The organism is Amycolatopsis sp. CA-161197 (assembly GCF_050942255.1).
In the GTDB taxonomy this organism is placed as follows: domain Bacteria; phylum Actinomycetota; class Actinomycetes; order Mycobacteriales; family Pseudonocardiaceae; genus Amycolatopsis.
Genome location: NZ_CP192059.1, coordinates 1297160 through 1313992, shown reverse-complemented (window position 1 = coordinate 1313992; position 16833 = coordinate 1297160). Strand labels below are relative to the sequence as shown.

The following is a 16833-nucleotide window of genomic DNA, read 5'->3' as shown; positions in this document are numbered from 1 at the left end:
AGGGTTTCGCCGTGAAGATCGCGTTCGTCGGCAAGGGCGGCAGCGGGAAGACCACGCTGTCGTCGCTGTTCGTCTCGTACCTGGCCGACGCCGGCAAACCGGTGCTGGCCATCGACGCCGACATCAACCAGCACCTCGCCGTCGCCCTCGGCGCGACCGAGGAGGAAGCGCTCGCGTGGCCCACGCTGGGCGACAACATGGCGCTCATCAAGGACTACCTGCGCGGCGACAACCCGCGGATCCCCTCCGCGTCGGCGATGATCAAGACCACGCCGCCGGGCCGCGGATCGCGCCTGGTCACGCCGTTCGAGGACAACCCCGTCACCGACGCGTGCTTCCGGTTCCTGGGCGACGTGCGCCTGGGCGTCACGGGCCAGTTCGACGAGGACGACCTCGGCGTGGCGTGCTACCACTCGAAGGTCGGCGCCGCGGAACTCCTGCTCAACCACCTGGTCGACGGCCCGGGCGAATACGTGGTCATGGACATGACCGCCGGCGCCGACGCCTTCGCGTCCGGCCTGTTCACGCGCTTCGACGTGACGTTCCTGGTCTGCGAGCCCACCCTGCGCAGCGTCGGCGTGTACCGCCAGTACGCCGACCACGCGCGCGACTTCGGCGTGCACCTGGTGGCGGTGGGCAACAAGGTGACCGACGCCGAGGACGTGGCCTTCCTGCAGTCCTCGCTGGGCCCGGCGTTGCTGGGCTGGCTCGAGTCGTCGCGCCACGTCCGCGCCGGCGAGCGCGGCACTTCGCGCCCCATCGGCGAACTGGAACCACACAACCTGGGCACGCTGTCGTCGATGCTCTCGACGGTCGACGGCGTCACCCGCGACTGGTCCCGCTACCAGCGCCAGGCGGTGGACTTCCACCTGCGCAACGCCCGCGCCTGGGCCAACGGCCGCACCGGCGAGGACCTCGAGGCCCAGGTGGACCCTGAGTTCGTGTTGGGGCCGGGGGTTTCGACGTCTTTGTGAGGTTGTGGGGTCGGCGAGTGTCCGGCTCGGGGTGCCGGTCACGCCTCGGCGGCCCGGCTCGCCGAGCCGGACCGCGACGTGCCCGGTCCGGTCCGGGCCGGGCCGGGCTGTGGCAACCAGCCCATGCCTCGCTTTGGCCACGGTCTCTAGGAGGCGAGGTGTCGACCGGGTCGGCCTGCGCCAACCTTCGCAGACTGCGATCAGGCGCGCCGGATAACGCGGGTCAGACGACAGCGGGCCTGATGAATCGGGATCCGTCGGGTCGGGCTGGATGGACCCGGCCCGGCGCGGCTGGCGGTCAGTCGCCGTCCCATTCGCGGTCGGCGGCGTCGGCCTGGCGACTGCACTCGCGCGGCGACGTCTCGGGCCGGTCCATCGGCTGTGCGTCAGTGCGCTGAGCCGGACACGGCAGCAACGTGCCGGCCAGTGGTTGCTGTAGCCCCCATGGCGCCGGTTTCGGCGGCGACTCCGCACATTGAACCGGCGACCCCGAGCGGCGACGAGCAGGCCGGGCCGACTGACAACTGCACGATCAGCCCCTGTTTCGCCGCCGATTGCCGCGGCCCTGCCGGCATGCCCAGGATGGCGACGTCGCGGCCGGGGCGAACTGACGACTGCGCCATCAGCCCTTGTTTCGCCCGCGGTCCGGCTCCTTTGCTGGCCCGCCCCAGAGGCGCGTGCCGGGCGGGCGATCCGGCAACTCCGCTATCAGCCCCTGTTTCGCCGGCGGACCAGGCCCTCTGCTGACCTGCCCCAGAGGCGCATGCCGGGCGGGCGATCCGGCAACTCCGCTATCAGCCCCTGTTTCGCCGGCGGACCAGGCCCTCTGCTGACCTGCCCCAGAGGCGCATGCCGGGCGGGCGATCCGGCAACTCCGCTATCAGCCCCTGTTTCGCCGGCGGACCAGGCCCTCTGCTGACCTGCCCCAGAGGCGCATGCCGGGCGGGCGAACTGACGACTCCGCTGTCAGCTCTGGTTTCGGCGGCGGTTCCGACGTCCCTGCTGGCCTTGCCCCCGTACCTGCCAGTGGGGGCGGAGTCACGCCTGCGCCAACCGCTCCGGTCGCGGCTGCGACTCCGTCTGCGTTGAGCTGACCTGTCCTGGGCGGCGGCGCATCGGCCTGGTCGGGCCGCGCCGACCTTCGCGGGCCTCGATCAGGCTCGCCGGAGAGCGCGGGCGGACGTCAGCGGGCCGGGCCGGATGGACCCGGCCCGGCGTGGCGGGTGCTCAGTCGCCGTCCCATTCGCGGTCGGCGGCGTCGGCCTGGCGGTTGCGCTCGCGGGCGATGTCGAGGGCGCGGCGGGCGGTGGCCTCGTCGGGGTAGGGCCCGAGGAGGTCGATGCTCCGGCTGCGTTCCAGGTGTTCCACCTCGTGGGTGCGGGTGTTGTAGTACCAGCCGGGGTCGGGGTTGGGGTCGTCAGCCATGCGTCCAGCCTGACATCCGGCAGGTCACTTGCGCCAGCGGAACGGGATCTCGGTCGGGTCGCCGGTGGGGCCGAACTCGCCGCCGTCGGGGTCGTCGCTGTTGGGTGGCGTGGCGGTTTGCGGTGCGGTGCTGGGGTTGTCGGGGTGCTGGTCGAACCAGCCGCGCACCTGGGGGATGCCGCGGGGTGGGGTGGGGGTGTCGTCGGCGGGGTGGGTTTGGGGTGCGCTCGGTTGTTGCCCCTGGACCGTCTGCTCCGAGAACCCCAGCGGCACCTCCCTCACCTGGGCACCCTCCGCCTGCCCCTGCTGCCCCGCCAACTTCCTCTCCATCGACGACGGCTGCGGCAACCCCGGCTTCTCCTCAACGGGCCGGCTCACCTCCGGCACCACCGGCACCACGGGCTCCTTCCCGGGAAACACCGGCGGCGCGGCGCGATACGCCCGCGCCGCCGCGGGCGGGGGCGCCACAGGCCCGGTCTCCTGACCGGGGAACACCGGCAGGGGGCGGCCGTCGGGACCCAGCGCGGGCCGTGTTTGGGGTTGGGGCAGCTCGGGCCAGGAGGCTCGCGGTTCATGCCGGCCCCAGCCAGGCTGCGGCAAGCCACTTGCAGGGGAAGGCGGCTGTTGTCCATCGGGCTGCGCACCCGGTTGCGGCAAGCCGCTCACCGGGGAAGGCGGCTGTTGTCCATCGGGCTGTGTACCCGGTTGCGGTAAGCCGTTCACTGGAGCCGCTGGTTGCTGTCCCTCCGGCTGGGCACCCGGCTGGGGCAAGCCACTCACCGGGGGCGCCGGTTGGGGCACCTGCGGCTGTGCACCCGGTTGCGGCAAGCCACTCGCCGAGCCGGACGGCGGCTGCCCGCCGGGTCCTTGCAGTCCGCTCGGCTGGGGCAAGCCGTTGACCGAAGCCGCTTGTTGCATCACCTCCGGCTGTGCGCCCGGCTGTGGCACGCCGCTCGCCGGGGCCGGCGACTGGTGTCCCTCTGGCTGTGGCACGCCGCTTCCTGGAACCGCCGATTGCGCACTCGATTGGGGCGGGTCACTGACCGGGGCGGCCGGCGATTGCTCATCGGGGCCTTGCACTCCGCCTGGCTGGGGCAATCCACTCGTGGCTGCATCGGGCTGCGCACCAGCGAACTGCGGCGCACCCGGCTGGGGCGCCCCGCTGACGGCGCCTGCAGACTCCGGCTGTGCACCACCCGGCACAGGTTCGCCCTGCTGCGGCTGGCGCCACTGGGCGGACGGCTGCTGTTCGCTTCCCGTCTGGGGCTGGGTCCAGCCAGACTGTGGCTGCGCTGCGGTCGGCTGATCGGTCCCCTGCTGCGTTGCCTCGCTCGGCGGCAGCGGCGCACCAGCCGGAGGTTGGGTCGGCTGATACTCGGAAGGTTGCTGCGGCAGCGCACTGCCGTCCGGCGCACCGCCACTTGTCGGCTCGCTGTGGTGCGGGTGACCGGCAACGTGCTCCGACTGCACAGCCAGAGGGACCTGCGACGGTGCGGGGCCCTGCTGCGCCGGCGGGAACTCCTCCTGCAGGCGCTCGACCTCCTGCTCAGCCGACCCTGCATTCGCGCCGGACGGCTCGTGCTCCGCGCTTGGAACCTGCTGCTCCGGCGCGGCACTCTGCGACGTCGGCCGATCGACCGCTGCGGGCAGCTCCGGCTCAGCCGTGGAGGGCACCGGTGTTGAGTCGGCCTGCGCATCCGCCGGTTGCTCGGATGCTTCGGGCTGCGGAGTCAGCGCGGGCGGTTCAGCACTTTCGGCCTGATCCGCCGCAGCGCCCGCAGCCATCTGGTCTGGTTGCTGCACCTCAACCTGCGGCGAAGCCTGCTCGATCGCACTTGCGGAGGCCTCTGCCGCCCCTTGATCAGGTGACTGGGGCGAAGACTCCGTCGCCGGTGACGTCTGCTGATCAGTGGATGGCGGGTGTTCGACCGAAGGTGCGGGTGGCGGTGTTGGCTCGGGAATCTGTGCCGCAGGTTCGCCGGGGTCCGGTGTGCCGCCATTGGGGGCCTCGGAGGGTTCCGGCAAACCGGCCGCGATGGTCGGCTCGAGTGAGGGGACGCGGCTAGCCGGGTTTGGTTCTGGCGCCAGCGGCTCGGCCGGGGCCGGCACAGTCTCGGGGGTCGGCGTTGCGGCTTCGGCAGTGGGCGCCGGGGTGGGCGCGGGTGTCGCTGCCGGAGGGGCCGAAGGAATGGCGCCGGTAGGCGAGTCGGCGAGGTTGGGCGTTGAAGTCCGGGCAGGCTCCGGCTCCGTAGGCGGGGCTACCGTCTGGACGGGCTCGGGCTCCGCAGAAGGAGGCGACTGAAGGGGCTCGGGGTGCGTGACCGGTTCCGCGGCCTGCGGGGTTTCGGGTGGGAGCAGGCCGGGTTCGGGCGTCTGGGTGATCGGCGGCTGGAGGGCCGGAGGTGGCTGGGGAGCCGAGGTCCACTGCGGTTGGGTGGAGACCGGGATTTGAGCAGGCACGACAGGCACCGGCGCCGACGGTGTCTGAGCAGTCTCGGGTGCCGCGGTTGGGACTGGGGGTCCTCCGGCGAAGTTCGGACCGCCGCCGATGGCCGGAGAGCCCGTGTCGAAGGTCGCGGTGGTCGGGTCGACGGCGCCGGTCGCGAAGGTTGAACCGCCAGGGTGAACTGCGGCGGAGTGTTGCCAGCCGGCTGGTTCGGGCGACGGTGCGGTGTGAGGAGTCGGGTTGAAACCGAGGTGCGGTGGTCCGGGGGTTGGCCTCTGGAAGACAGGATCGGCCGGGACTGGGCCAGGGTTTGAGGTAGCAGGAGCCGAAGCAGCGCCAGGGCCCGGGCCGACAGGGCCCTGACTGCCTTGCGCCGGGTCGGGAGCAGCAGGGTTCGGACCACCAGGAATCGGAGCACCAGGAGCCCGAGCGCCAGGATCGCCAGAGCCCGAGCCGTGGCTCTGACTCTGGTTCTGGCCAGGGTTTGAAGCAGGAACCGGAGCGCCAGGACCGGTGGCACCGAACCCCGGAGCCCCGGGAACACCACCACCAGGACCAGAAACCCCCGGAACCTCACCCTCACCTGGGTGCGGCACCGTCCGCCACACCGGGGCCGGGCCGATGTTCATCGGTGCGGGCGCGCGCAGAGGCTGGGAGGGGGCGGGAGCGGCAGGGCGCGCCGTGGGCTTGGGAATCGGGTCCAGGCATGACACCAGGACGGTCGTGTTCAGGGGGTCGTCGACCTTGCGGCCGCTGCGTTCGCGGTAGATCATCTCGCCTTCGGTGTCGATTTCGACGAGGTAGCCGGCCTCGGCCAGTTGCTCCTCGTCGAGGTCGACGAGCTTTTCGTAGCGCGACGGGACGACGCGGTAGATCGGCCAGGCGAGCTGGGCGTGTTCGGCGTGGAACTGGGCCAGCAGGGCCGCCATCTGTTGCTGCCAGGGCAACGACATGCCCTCGGCCAAGGACCGCGGCAGCACGACGTACCCGGGGTCGACGCCGGGCCAGCCGTGAGCCAGGTGGTCGGCCAGAGGGGTGCTCGACGCGGGGTGCGCGGCCTGCCGCGGGGGCTGGGGCGCACCGAACAACGTCGCCGGGTCTTGGGGTTCGCCCTGGCCGGGCTTGCCTCGTTTGCCGAATTTCCGTGCCACGTGTGTCATCCTCTGCCAGCGCGCGGCCGCGTGCTCGTGGACAGGCCGCGACTTCGGGTGAATCCGCGGCGCCGGTCCAGCGCCTTAGCGGTCACCCCGGTCCGTGTCAAGAGCCGGTGACTCCCGAACTCCATGCTAGACGCCGGGGCGCACCGCCTGCGGTACCACTTCGGCCTCGTCGAAGGAGAAGGGGCGCACGTGCACGGGGACGCCCGTCTGCTGGGCCTCGACGATCTTGCCGTCGCCCAGGTACATGGCCACGTGGTGGATGGTGGACGGATCCGCCGGGTCGGTCGCGAGGAAGATCAGGTCACCGGGCTGCGCCTCGCGCACCGGGAGCATCGCGCCGGCCTTGTACTGGTCCTGGGAGACGCGCGGCAGGATCACGCCGGCCGACTCGTAGGCGCGCAGCATGAGGCCGGAGCAGTCGTAGGCGTCGGGACCGGTCGCGCCCCACACGTAGGGCTTGCCCTGCTCCCCCAGCGCGAACTTGATGGCCTGCGCCGCCGCCTGGCTGGGCGGGAGCGCGGCGCCGAGGCCCTGGCCGCAGCCGGACGCGTCGACGACCTGGCCCAGGTTCTCGATCAGGACGGAAGCCATGGCTTCCCACTTGTGGTAGCGGTCGGGGAAACCCGATCGCTCCACGGCCTGCGCGGCGTCGCCCGGGCGTTTGTTCTGCCAGTCGGGCACGGCGAGGAGCACGTCGTAGAACTTGTTGATCGCGTAGTTCGGGTCGGTGACCTGCGCGACGCTGCCCCAGTTCATCGACGGGCGCATCTGGAAGATGCCGAGCGAGTCGCGGTCGCCGTAGTTCAGGTTGTGCAGACCCGATTCCGTCATGCCGGCCTGGATCGCCACCTGCCAGGCGCGCGGGGCGAGGCTGCGCTGCTTGCCGATGGAGATGATGAGCGAGACGATGCCGCGCTGCTCGTTGTCGAGGTTCTGCGCCTGCGCCGCCCCGGTCTCCGGCTGGCCGGGCTGCGTGGGGCCGATCGCGGCGTCGCACGAGGTGTTGAGAATGCCGCCCGCGGCAGCTTCCTGCTGGTCCACCACGACTTTCGTCACGGTGCTCGCGGTGAGCACCGTCGCGAAGACAGCAGCGACCAGCACCGCGACGAGGATCGCGATCTTCACCGTGTCAGCTCGCCTGGTCGTAGTCCGAAACCCGCCACCCCGCGCCGGTGTTGACCACGGTGATGGACAGCTTCGGACCGTCAGTGGGGACGAGGACTACGACGGAGCTGGTGTAGGAGGACTGGACCGTCGCGTCGCCGGTCACGCGCGTGGCCGGGATGTTCGCGGGGTCCACAGTGGACATCTGGGGCAGGAACTCGTCGGTGGTCAGGGTGCGCATGCCGTTGAGCCAGTCGGCGTTGGTGATGCCCGCCGGGTGGTTGACCCACGCCGTGGCCCACTGCTTGGCGACGTTGATGGCCTCGGGGTTCGGCGCCGCCGACGTCGGGGTCAGCAGCGGGCTCGACAGCCGCGTCGGGAGCGTCGCGGTGGTCGGCACGGGTGCCGCGAGGCCCGGCGGCGGCGACGTGGTCGTGGCGACCGAAGTGCTGCCCGGCGCGCCCGGCGTCGCGGTGGCCGGCTTCCCCATCACCTTCGGCAGCACGATGCCGAGCGCGGTGACCACGATCGCCAGGAACACGAGCGTGCCCACGAGGTGCCGGGGCGAGCGGAGCGGGTAGCCCCACAGGCGGCGGTAGACCGCGGTCCGGCCGCGGTTGGTGCGGATCGGCACGCGTCACCGCCCCATGAGCTGGTCGGTGTCGCGGACCTCGATGCCACGGGAAGGCCGGTACAGCACGAAAACGGGCTTGCCCGCGACCACTTCCGGGTCGACCCGGCGCGGCTGCGCGCGGATGCCCGGCGGTGTGTGGACACCTGCCTGCTCCGGAATCGACTCCGGCGACGCGTAGCCCCGATCCGACGAGCTCATCCGCGACGGGACGACCACGGGTTCCTGCTCGTCGCTCCAGCGCCGGTCGGCCACCGGCGACGTGTCGACGCGCCGGCTCTCCTGCGTCGGCACGCGACGGCCGCCGACCGCGTAGTCGCCCGGCTCGCCCGTGACCGGGTTGTACTGCGAGAACACCGGCGCTCCTCCGCCGCCCGAGGTCAGCGCGGCGCGCTCGCCGGCCGAGCCGACGGCGCCGGGCCACGGCGCACCCGACCACGCGGCGGCCGGCCGCGCGGAGCGGGAACCGTTGTCGAGCCGCTGCGCGCTGGCGAAGACCGCGGCCTCCGGCCGGTAGCGCCCGCCGCCGACGGTCGCACCCATCGGGCCGCGCGCTTCGCCGTCGACCACGTCGTCGGTCTCGCGCACGTTCTGCCAGAACTCGTCCTGCGGCGTCGGCCCGGCCTTCTTGCGGAAGCGGGAGAAAATGCCGCCGTTGGGCGAAGGCACGGCCGCGCCCACCACGTTGACGGACATCTCGACCATCTGCCACAGCCGCCGCACGGGCCGTCCGACGAGGAACAGCAGCACCGTGATCAGGCCGGCGAGCACCATCTGCGTGAGCAGGTTGAGCGAGTTACCCGCGTCGAAGATCGCCTGCAGCAGCAGCGCGTGCACACCCGCGAGCACCGACAGCACCACCAGGTTGAACGCGATCCCGCCGGCCACCTTCAGCACGCGGCGCAGGATGTCCGGGTGCAGCAACGCGACGAGGCCGATCAGCGGCGCGGTGAGCGTGAAGAGGCGGATCAGGACCTGCGCGAGGAGCACGGAAGCTTTGGCCAGCAACTGGAACAGCGAATAGACGATGCTCTGGCCGAGCGCCAGGAACCCGGCCCCGGTGCGGCCGCCGGACTCGCCGGTGAAGTAGCCGGTGGCGGGGCCGAGCTTGCCGGAGATGTCTTTGAAGGCGGCCTTTTTGGCGTCGACGACGTTTTGCTTGCCGTCGTCGCCGTTCACGAGCTGGTCGCGGGTGAACGCCTGCGCGTCGAGCAGCGGTTTGCCGAACTGGTCGGCCTGCGGCGCGGTCGGCGAACCGAACTCCCCGCGCAGCCAGTTGTCGTAGACGATCTGCGTGTGCAGGTTCGTCGGCAGGATGTCGCGCACGATCCGGTCGGAGCTCTCGTCGACGAAGCCCGCCTGGATGTTCGTGGTGGTCTGGACGATCGCTTTGTCGATCGGGTCGAAGTACCGCAGCATCGCCAGCGAAGACGCCGCCAGCCACACCCCCGCGAGCGCGTACAGGGCCCGTTTGCTCACCGCCGCGAGGTCACCCCGCCAGATCTGGCGGAACAACAGGATCGACAGGATCAGCGCGACGAGCCCGAACAGCTGCGCGTAGATGTTGTTGTAGACCTTCTCCGCGCCCGATTTCACCGCGTTGTAGATCGGGTTCAGCAGCCCTCCCTCGAGCACGGTGTAGTGCAGCGAGTTGGTGGCGCCGACGATGTTCTTGCCGATGTTGAACAGCTGGTTGCCCGCCCACGTGTCGATCGTGGAGCTGGGCGAGGCGATGGCCGACAGCGCCGTGCAGTTGGTCTGGTAGGTGTTCCAGACCATGCCGGCGTAGCTGTAGTCGATGTACGCGCTGCCCGGCTCGCCGTGGCCTTCCGGCGGGTCGATCGCACCGACCATGCCGGAGCCCGGCCGCTCGGGGTTCGGCGACTCACCACAGGCCGCGGCGTTGGCCGACGGCGCCATGAGCACCGTCTGCAGGCCGAGGATCGTGATGACAGCGAGCATCGCGGCCCGCCGGCTCGGCTGCCGGCGCCCGCCCGGCTTGGGGCCCTCCTTGATGCGCCGCTTCAGGGCATGCCAGCCGGCGGCGAACGACAGGACGAACGCCAGCGTCCAGACTGTGTTCACGCGGCATCCCTGCCGGTACCACCCTTGCCGCCGGCCCGGGCGTGCCGGTCCGGGGAGTGTCCGTTGGCAGGTTGTCCGTTTCCGTTGTGCACCGCACCCTCCACCTCGCCGGTCTCGGACGCGAGCGGGTCCGGCGAGCCGAGGAGCTGCTCGTCGGTCAGGCCGACTTCGAGCTCGGCCTGGAGCTCGAAGTCTTGTTCCAGCTCGTCGTCCTCCGGTGGGGTGGGGACGTAGGGGGCGGGCGCTTCCTCGTGGGGTAGCACGAGGGCGGCGCCCGGCTTGGTGTGTGCGTCGGGGGAACCCGGGGTGGTGTCCATGACCGAGCGCAGCTGGTCGAGGTGGGGGCCGGAGAAGTCGACGCGGATGCGTTCCACGCCGCCGGCGCCGTCGCCGAAGATGAACTGGCGGGGTTCCACGTCGCGTTCCGTGCCGCGTTGGGCGCCGGGGCGGCGGCCGAGGGCGGCGACGACCTGTTCGTAGCCCACGCCGACCGGGACCTTCAGCAGGCGCAACGCATCCGCCTGGGCGTCGTCGTCGTCGAGGCGGCCGACGAAGACCGAGTCCAGCAGCGCCACGAAGCCCTGGATCTTCAGGAAGTCGGCCGGGATCTGCGAGGACAGCAGCACGCGGACGTTCCACTTTCGCGAGTCACGCGCGAAGCGGTTCATCAGCACGCGGCCGGTCGGGACCTCGGACAGGAAGAACGCCTCGTCGATCCAGACGCCCTTGCGCTGTTCCTTCGGCTTCTCGTACACCGACCGCTGCGTGAGCCACGCCGCGAGGTTCAGCATCTCGACGCCGAGCGACTCCGCGTCGGTCCAGTACTCGCGCGGCACGCCGTCCTTGGGCAGGGTCAGGCCCGCCATGGTCAGCACGGTCATGCGGTCGTCGCGCGTCTCGGAGTACGGGTCGGCGTCGCGTTCCGGGATGAGCAGCGCCATGCGTTCGCGCATCTCGTCGAGGAAGTCGGCGACGACGACGGCGTGCTCGTGGTGCTCGCTCGAGTCGCGGCGCAGCGCGTCGATGACCTGGCCCGGGTCCGCGTCGAAGCGGCCGCCGACGGCACGGACGGCACGCAGCAGCACGATCCGCGTCTGCGCCATGCGCGACACCTCGTACGGCAGCACACCCGACAGCACGTCCAGGACCAGCCGCCGCCGGGTCGCGCCCGCGAGCGCCTTTTCGCGGCGCCACGAGCGCTCTGGGTCGTCCTCGTCCATGAAGTGCTCGATGAGCGGGTCGGCCACCACGCGGTACGGGTTGAGGATGCCGGGCTGCGCGTTGAGCAGGTTGATCGGCCGCGCGTACGGCCGCAGCTCCGGCAGGTCGCACAGCCGAGCCAGTGGGCCCGACGGGTCGAGGATCGTCCAGTGCGCCCCGGCGCGCAGCGTCTTGTAGACGATGCCGCCGCCGAGGAACGACTTGCCGCCACCGAGGCCGGCCACCATCGCGGTGAGGCCCGAGCCGTCGCGGATCTCCTGCGCCATCCACGGGTCCCACGCCACCGGACGACGGGTCGCGGTCACGGTCTCGCCGAGCAGGATGCCGCGCCGGTCGCCGACCTCCGCGGTGGCCGTGGGCACGGCCGACGCCGTCCACACCACCGAGCCGCGGCGCATGTACGCCGCCGACGCCAGCGGCTCACCCGGGATGAACTCCCGCGCCATCGCGTACTGGGCCTCGGGGTGCTCGATCGCGACCTTCGGCTTGTACAGGTCGAGCAGCTGCTGGGCCAGGCGCAGCGCGTCACGCTCCGTCGGACCGGACACGGCCAGGCGCCACCACGAGCGCACCCGCGTGGCCAGCGCGGTGAAGCCCGACGTCATCTCGTCGTCGATCTCCAGCACGCGCCCGGCCTGGCGCGCAAGCGATTGCGGCGGCTCCAGCTCGTGCTCGTCGGTGTAGTGCTTGACCTGCGAACGCACCTTGTTCATCTGGCGCTGCAGCTCACCCGCGACCTCTTCGGGCCGGCGCACGTAGATGCGCGCGGACACCTCGACGGCGGCAGGCAGGCGGTCGGCGTGCTGGATCCACGGGTCGTCGACCTCGGGGATCTGCAGGCCGTGCATCTGGCCGACGGTGAGCACGGCGAGGTGCCGCGACACGCCCGCGTTGGACCCCGTGCGGCCACGGACGGTGACTGTGGGCGCGTACGGGTCGGCGTGGAAGTCGGCCGCGTCGGTGAAGCTGGCGAGGTCCTCGGGCTCCCAGGCGGCGCCCGGCACGGCCGGCATGTTGCGCGGCGCGGGCAGGCCCAGCGAGCACGAGCGGTGCATCAGCCAGGACATCTCCTCGGCGTGCACCGGGCGGCCTTCCAGCCCGGCGGTGCCGATGACCTGGTCGAGGTGCTCGACCTCGGAGTCGAGCGCCACCAGCTCGGCGTCGACGGCCTCGGGCAGGATCTTGCGCAGCACGGGGGCCGCGCGTTCGACGGCGCGGTCGACCATGCGCCGGGTCTGCACCTGGACGCCGAGGTAGACCTCTTTTTCCGCCATCGAACGGCCCATCAGCTGCTGCTGCTCGCCGATGAGGTAGTCGTCGAAGGAAAGCGCGCCCTGCACGTCCTGCGGCCGGCCGACGGCGTTGTGCACGTGGGCCTCGGCCCACATGCGGATCGGGTACGGCCGGTTGGTCACGCGCAGGTGCAGCCAGCGGCCCTGCAGCTCGGCGTACTGGCCCGCGATGGCTGCGATCAGGTCGCGGCGCTGCGAGTCGGAGCGGAACGACCACCGTTGCGGCGCGAGCCGGTACCAGGCGTACACCTCGTGCCCGGTGCGCAGCAGGTGCCCGTCGATGCTGCGCGCCGCGATCGACGGCGTGTACGCGGGTATGGCCTGCTCACCTGGCAGCCTCTTGCCCGCCGAGGAGTTGTTCCTCGGCGAGGGTTGCCGGACCTGCTGCGGGGTTTCCCAGGCGCCCGTGGGCACGCTTCGATCCCGCTTTCCTCGGCTTCCGCCGCGACCGAACAACGACTACCTCCCGGCCCGAGCCGCAGGGCGGCTCCGGCGCGCTCGTGGTGCTCCCTGTGCTCCGGCCGTAACTCCGGCGCCCTGGCCGTAGCCGTGGTGCCGGTACTGCCGCCTCCTCTTGTGCTTCGGCAGCGGGCGCTCGGCCCGCACGCGGATGCGGCTGGCGCTGACGGCGCCGCCCGTGCCCGCGGCCTTCTCACGCGGTGTGTTGAGCTCTCGGCCGGCCATCGCGATCACCGCGCCCAGCGGGCGCTCGTGGCTGATCTTGGCGGTGATCAACCGGGTGATCACGATCGTGGCCACGAAAGCCCACGCCGTGGAGAAGAACCCGAAGCTCCAGCCGGCCCACCGTTCGACGGTGAGCACGACCAGGAAGACCGGTATGCCGATGAGCCACGCTACGTAGCGGGCCCTCCAGGGAAAAGTCGCCTTCGGCGGGCCGAGCCAGACGGCGTCGACCCGATAGACCTCGTCATCCGTCCTGATGCGCACGCCTGCTCCGCCTCAGCCCGTGAACAGGCCGGCGATCCACTGGCCCACGTTGACGCCGGCGCCGCTGACCGCGAGTCCGATGATGGCGAGCGCGATGACGACACCGGCGAGCCTGCGCATGACACCGGCGTTGTCACCCTTGCCGCCACCGAGCCAGAGCAGCAGGAGCGCGACGGCGAGCAACACCAGGGGGACGATGTTGTCGAGCAACCAGTTTCGGACGTTTCCGGTGCCGAGTTCGCCGGCAGCCAGCGTCTCGAGGGTGGTCATGGTCATCATCGCGTTACTCCCGGTGCGCGGACGGTCCCGCGCGGTTCTGGCTTCGGCGAAGCTTCGAACAACATCATGGCGTCACAAGGGGTAGTGGTCAAAGCGCGCTGTGTAATGTCGACTTGTGGACACGGGCGGAGGCAGGGGTCGTCTGGTCAGAATTCCTCGCCCTCCATCATGGTGGCAAGGGTGCTTGGGATTAACCCCGGCCACCCGGATTTCGCAGTGGACCCACGAACTCACCCTGCTGGGAGTATTTTGCTCACTCTCGGTGCTTCCCAAGTGGTCGGGATCCGGCCGCAACCAGTGTGGCATGCCCCATTCGGCCTCCCCGAGCGAGCCCGCAGTGTCACCGCCGCCCTGCCCCAGGGTCGCCGGGAGCAGTGAGGCGCTCGTCACGATACGCGCAAGCCGGGCCAGGATTTTCACTACATAGCGTGATGCCGGACATCGGGCACGAGAGGTGCCTTATCGGGAAGACGTCACCGCTCGGGGAAACGCCCCGGCCTTGACGACGGCGCGGCTCAGCGGCCGGCACAGCTCGGCGAGGCGGGCGGATTTTTCCCCACCCAGGTGCCGCCACGGGCCTTCGGAGGCCGCGTTCGTGGCGGCCTCGACGCGCTCGCGGAGGTCGGCGCCCTGGTCCGTGAGGTCGCCGTCGGCCCCGATGACACCCTGGTTCGCCAGGCGGGCGACCTCGGCGTCCCACTGCTCGTCGCTCCAGCCGCGCGTGCTCTTGGCCATCTCGGGCGTGAAGCCGGCGCCGCTCGCGACGTGGGTGACGAGGGCGGCCAGGCCGTCGAGGCCGTGGAGCATGAGGGCGGCGACGTGGGCGTCGCCGCGGTGCTCGCGCAGGAGCGTGAGGGCGTGCCAGAGGACGAGGTGGGGCTTCTCGGGCCAGGCGAGGCTCGCGTGGCCGGCGTAGAGGGCCCGGCCTTCGGGGCCGCAGCCGCCCGTGGCTTCCCGCGCGAGCTCGGCGGCTTCGGCGGTGGTTTCGGCGTGGACCTCGTCGCCGAGGAGCCTGGTGAGCGCGGCGTCGACGGCGCTGAAGCGGGCCTCGATGATCCGTTCGGGCTCGGCGAGGGTCCACGCGCGCGGGATGTGGCGTTCGACGATCTCGGGGTTGAAGTTGTAGAACGTCGCGGCCACCACGCCGGCTTCCACGGCTCCCATCGGCGCCGAACGGCTGGCGAAGTACGTCATGCGCCCGGGTCGCAACCCCGCGGCGGTGAGGTGCTCTTCGGCTTCGGGGACGAAGTAGATCAGGGAGTGGAGGGTGTCGAAGGTGCCCTTGAACTTCTTCGCCGCTTCGGCTGCTTCGCCCATGGGCGGGATGCTACCGGGCGGTAGGTTTTTTGTCTGCGGGGATGCCGGTGGGTTTTCGGCTGGTTGCGGGGAAGAAGGCGCCCCGGACAGGGCGGACGAGTTGGCGTGTAAGCCGGATCCTGTGCCCGGCGCGGCCTCGCGGCCGGTCGGGCGACGGTCATCCATCTCGGCCTGCCGTTGCCGGCAGGCTCCAGCGGCCTACCCGCAGGCATCGGACGGGCCGTCCTCAAACGCCTGCGCAGGAGCGGCAGCTCCCTCTTGGCCTTGCTCCGGGTGGGGTTTACCGAGCCACCCCGGTCACCCGGGGTGCTGGTGGTCTCTTACACCACCGTTTCACCCTTACCCCCGTCCGAGGACGGAGGCGGTCTGTTTTCTGTGGCACTGTCCCGCGGGTCGCCCCGGGTTGCCGTTAGCAACCACCCTGCCCTGCGGAGTCCGGACTTTCCTCGGACCGGGTCACCCCGATTCGCGACCGTCCAGCCAACTCGTCCGCCTGGGAATCGTACCCGCGCACCGCCGGACGGGCGCGCGGCGGGGCGAGCAGTTCGACGACGCCGAGCGTCACGATCACCGCCAGCGCCACGAGCTCCACGACGTTGATCAGGTTCACGAGCCACCAGCTCCCTTCACAAAGGGGAGTACGGGTCCCGTCCGAGACCGGTTCAAGTCGATCAGCGCAAGGTCCTTTGTGGATGATCTCAAGCCGTGGACGTGCGTTGACGCTGCTCAGGGCCGCTGTTTCACTCGCGACATGTCCGCACCAGACCTGCACGAGCCCCTGAAATTCGCCTACTGGGTCCCGAACGTGAGCGGCGGCCTGGTCACCAGCGACATCGAGCAGCGCACCGACTGGGGGTACGAGTACAACAAGCAGCTCGCCGTCCTGGCCGAGAACAACGGCTTCGAGTACGCGCTCACCCAAGTCCGCTACACCGCCAGCTACGGCGCCGCCTACCAGCACGAATCCACCGGCTTCAGCCTCGCGCTGCTGCTGGCCACGCAGCGGCTGAAGGTGATCGCCGCGATCCACCCCGGGCTGTGGCACCCCGGTGTGCTCGCGAAGTTCGTCGCGAGCGCCGACGTGATCTCCGGCGGGCGTGCGGCCATCAACGTCGTCAGCGGCTGGTTCAAGGACGAGTTCACCAAACTGGGCGAACCGTGGCTCGAACACGACGAGCGCTACCGCCGCACGGAGGAGTTCATCACCGCCGTGCGCGAGCTCTGGACGAACGACCACGCCGAGTTCGGCGGCGACTTCTACCGCATCCACGACTTCGACATCAAGCCCAAGCCCGAGGTCTCCCCCGGACGGCCGCACCCGGAGATCTTCCAGGGCGGCAACTCCACGGCCGCGCGCAAGGTCGCCGGCCGCGTGTCCGACTGGTACTTCAGCAACGGCAAGGACTACGACGGCTTCACCGAACAGGTCGAAGACGTCCGTGCCATCGCCGACGGCCGCACTGTCCGCTTCGGACTCAACGGATTCGTCATCGCGCGCGAAACGGCTTCCGAAGCCGAAGCCGTGCTGCGCGAGATCATCGAGAAGGCGAACCGGCCGGCTGTCGAAGGGTTCCGTTCCGCCGTCGCACAGGCCGGGAAGTCCACGTCGGACAACAAGGGCATGTGGGCCGACTCCGAGTTCAAGGACCTCGTGCAGTACAACGACGGTTTCCGCACCCAGCTCATCGGCACGCCGGAACACATCGCGGACCGCGCCATCGAATACAAGAAACGCGGCGCGAACCTGCTGCTGCTCGGTTTCCTGCACTACCTGGAAGACGTGGAGCACTTCGGGAAGAACGTGCTGCCCGTGATCCGCGAGAAGGAAGCCGAACTCGCGAAGGGCAAGGGCATTCCCGAACCAGCGGTTCTCTGAGGCACCGGCGAGGGGGACGGCCGCACGCTCGATTAGCGTTCTCGCGTGCCCGAACCCCTCGCCGCGGTCGTGTCC

11 protein-coding genes and 1 other RNA gene are annotated in these 16833 nt (G+C 70.7%); 2 read left to right on the top strand and 10 right to left on the bottom strand.

The window, feature by feature from the left end; all coding sequences use genetic code 11:
- The first annotated feature begins 11 nt into the window (after positions 1–11).
- Complete coding sequence (locus tag ACQPXB_RS06535; protein ID WP_432850108.1) at positions 12–974, top strand: AAA family ATPase; 963 nt, start codon at positions 12–14, stop codon at positions 972–974.
- 1227 nt (positions 975–2201) lie between these two features.
- Here the strand turns inward: ACQPXB_RS06535 and ACQPXB_RS06530 are convergent.
- The 10 genes from ACQPXB_RS06530 to rnpB all read right to left on the bottom strand — a co-directional run bounded on the left by ACQPXB_RS06530 (position 2202) and on the right by rnpB (position 15370).
- The gene (locus tag ACQPXB_RS06530; RefSeq protein WP_220246518.1) at positions 2202–2399 is read right to left on the bottom strand and encodes a hypothetical protein; all 198 of its coding nucleotides are present in this window, start codon (positions 2397–2399) and stop codon (positions 2202–2204) included.
- Positions 2400–2423: 24 nt separating this feature from the next.
- Positions 2424–2795 carry a hypothetical protein gene (locus tag ACQPXB_RS06525; protein ID WP_432850106.1) on the bottom strand — a complete coding sequence of 124 codons (372 nt, stop codon included), beginning with the start codon at positions 2793–2795 and terminating at the stop codon, positions 2424–2426.
- Positions 2796–6131: 3336 nt separating this feature from the next.
- Positions 6132–7130 carry a C40 family peptidase gene (locus tag ACQPXB_RS06520; RefSeq protein ID WP_432850104.1) on the bottom strand — a complete coding sequence of 333 codons (999 nt, stop codon included), beginning with the start codon at positions 7128–7130 and terminating at the stop codon, positions 6132–6134.
- 4 nt (positions 7131–7134) lie between these two features.
- On the bottom strand, positions 7135–7743 hold the full coding sequence (locus ACQPXB_RS06515; protein ID WP_366575045.1) for a hypothetical protein: 609 nt from the start codon (positions 7741–7743) through the stop codon (positions 7135–7137).
- Positions 7744–7746: 3 nt separating this feature from the next.
- The gene (locus ACQPXB_RS06510; RefSeq protein WP_366575047.1) at positions 7747–9825 is read right to left on the bottom strand and encodes a magnesium transporter; all 2079 of its coding nucleotides are present in this window, start codon (positions 9823–9825) and stop codon (positions 7747–7749) included.
- Positions 9822–12794 (bottom strand): ATP-binding protein, encoded by a 2973-nt coding sequence (locus ACQPXB_RS06505; RefSeq protein WP_432850101.1) that lies wholly within the window; start codon positions 12792–12794, stop codon positions 9822–9824. The genes ACQPXB_RS06510 and ACQPXB_RS06505 overlap by 4 nt, the downstream gene beginning before the upstream one ends.
- A 3-nt stretch (positions 12795–12797) precedes the next feature.
- Entirely contained in the window at positions 12798–13286 is a 489-nt protein-coding gene (locus ACQPXB_RS06500) for a hypothetical protein (RefSeq protein WP_366575051.1), read from the bottom strand.
- 12 nt (positions 13287–13298) lie between these two features.
- Positions 13299–13565, bottom strand: coding sequence for a hypothetical protein (locus ACQPXB_RS06495; RefSeq protein WP_285970229.1), 267 nt, complete (start codon positions 13563–13565; stop codon positions 13299–13301).
- A gap of 459 nt (positions 13566–14024) precedes the next feature.
- Positions 14025–14882, bottom strand: a complete 858-nt coding sequence (locus ACQPXB_RS06490; protein WP_366575053.1) for an SCO6745 family protein — start codon at positions 14880–14882, stop codon at positions 14025–14027.
- 92 nt (positions 14883–14974) lie between these two features.
- Positions 14975–15370, bottom strand: an RNA gene (gene rnpB, locus ACQPXB_RS06485) — RNase P RNA component class A.
- A gap of 263 nt (positions 15371–15633) precedes the next feature.
- On the opposite strand from rnpB, the gene sfnG reads away from it, so the two are divergent.
- Positions 15634–16758: a dimethylsulfone monooxygenase SfnG gene (sfnG, locus tag ACQPXB_RS06480; protein ID WP_432850098.1), complete on the top strand. Its 1125-nt coding sequence runs from the start codon at positions 15634–15636 to the stop codon at positions 16756–16758.
- Positions 16759–16833: the final 75 nt, after the last annotated feature.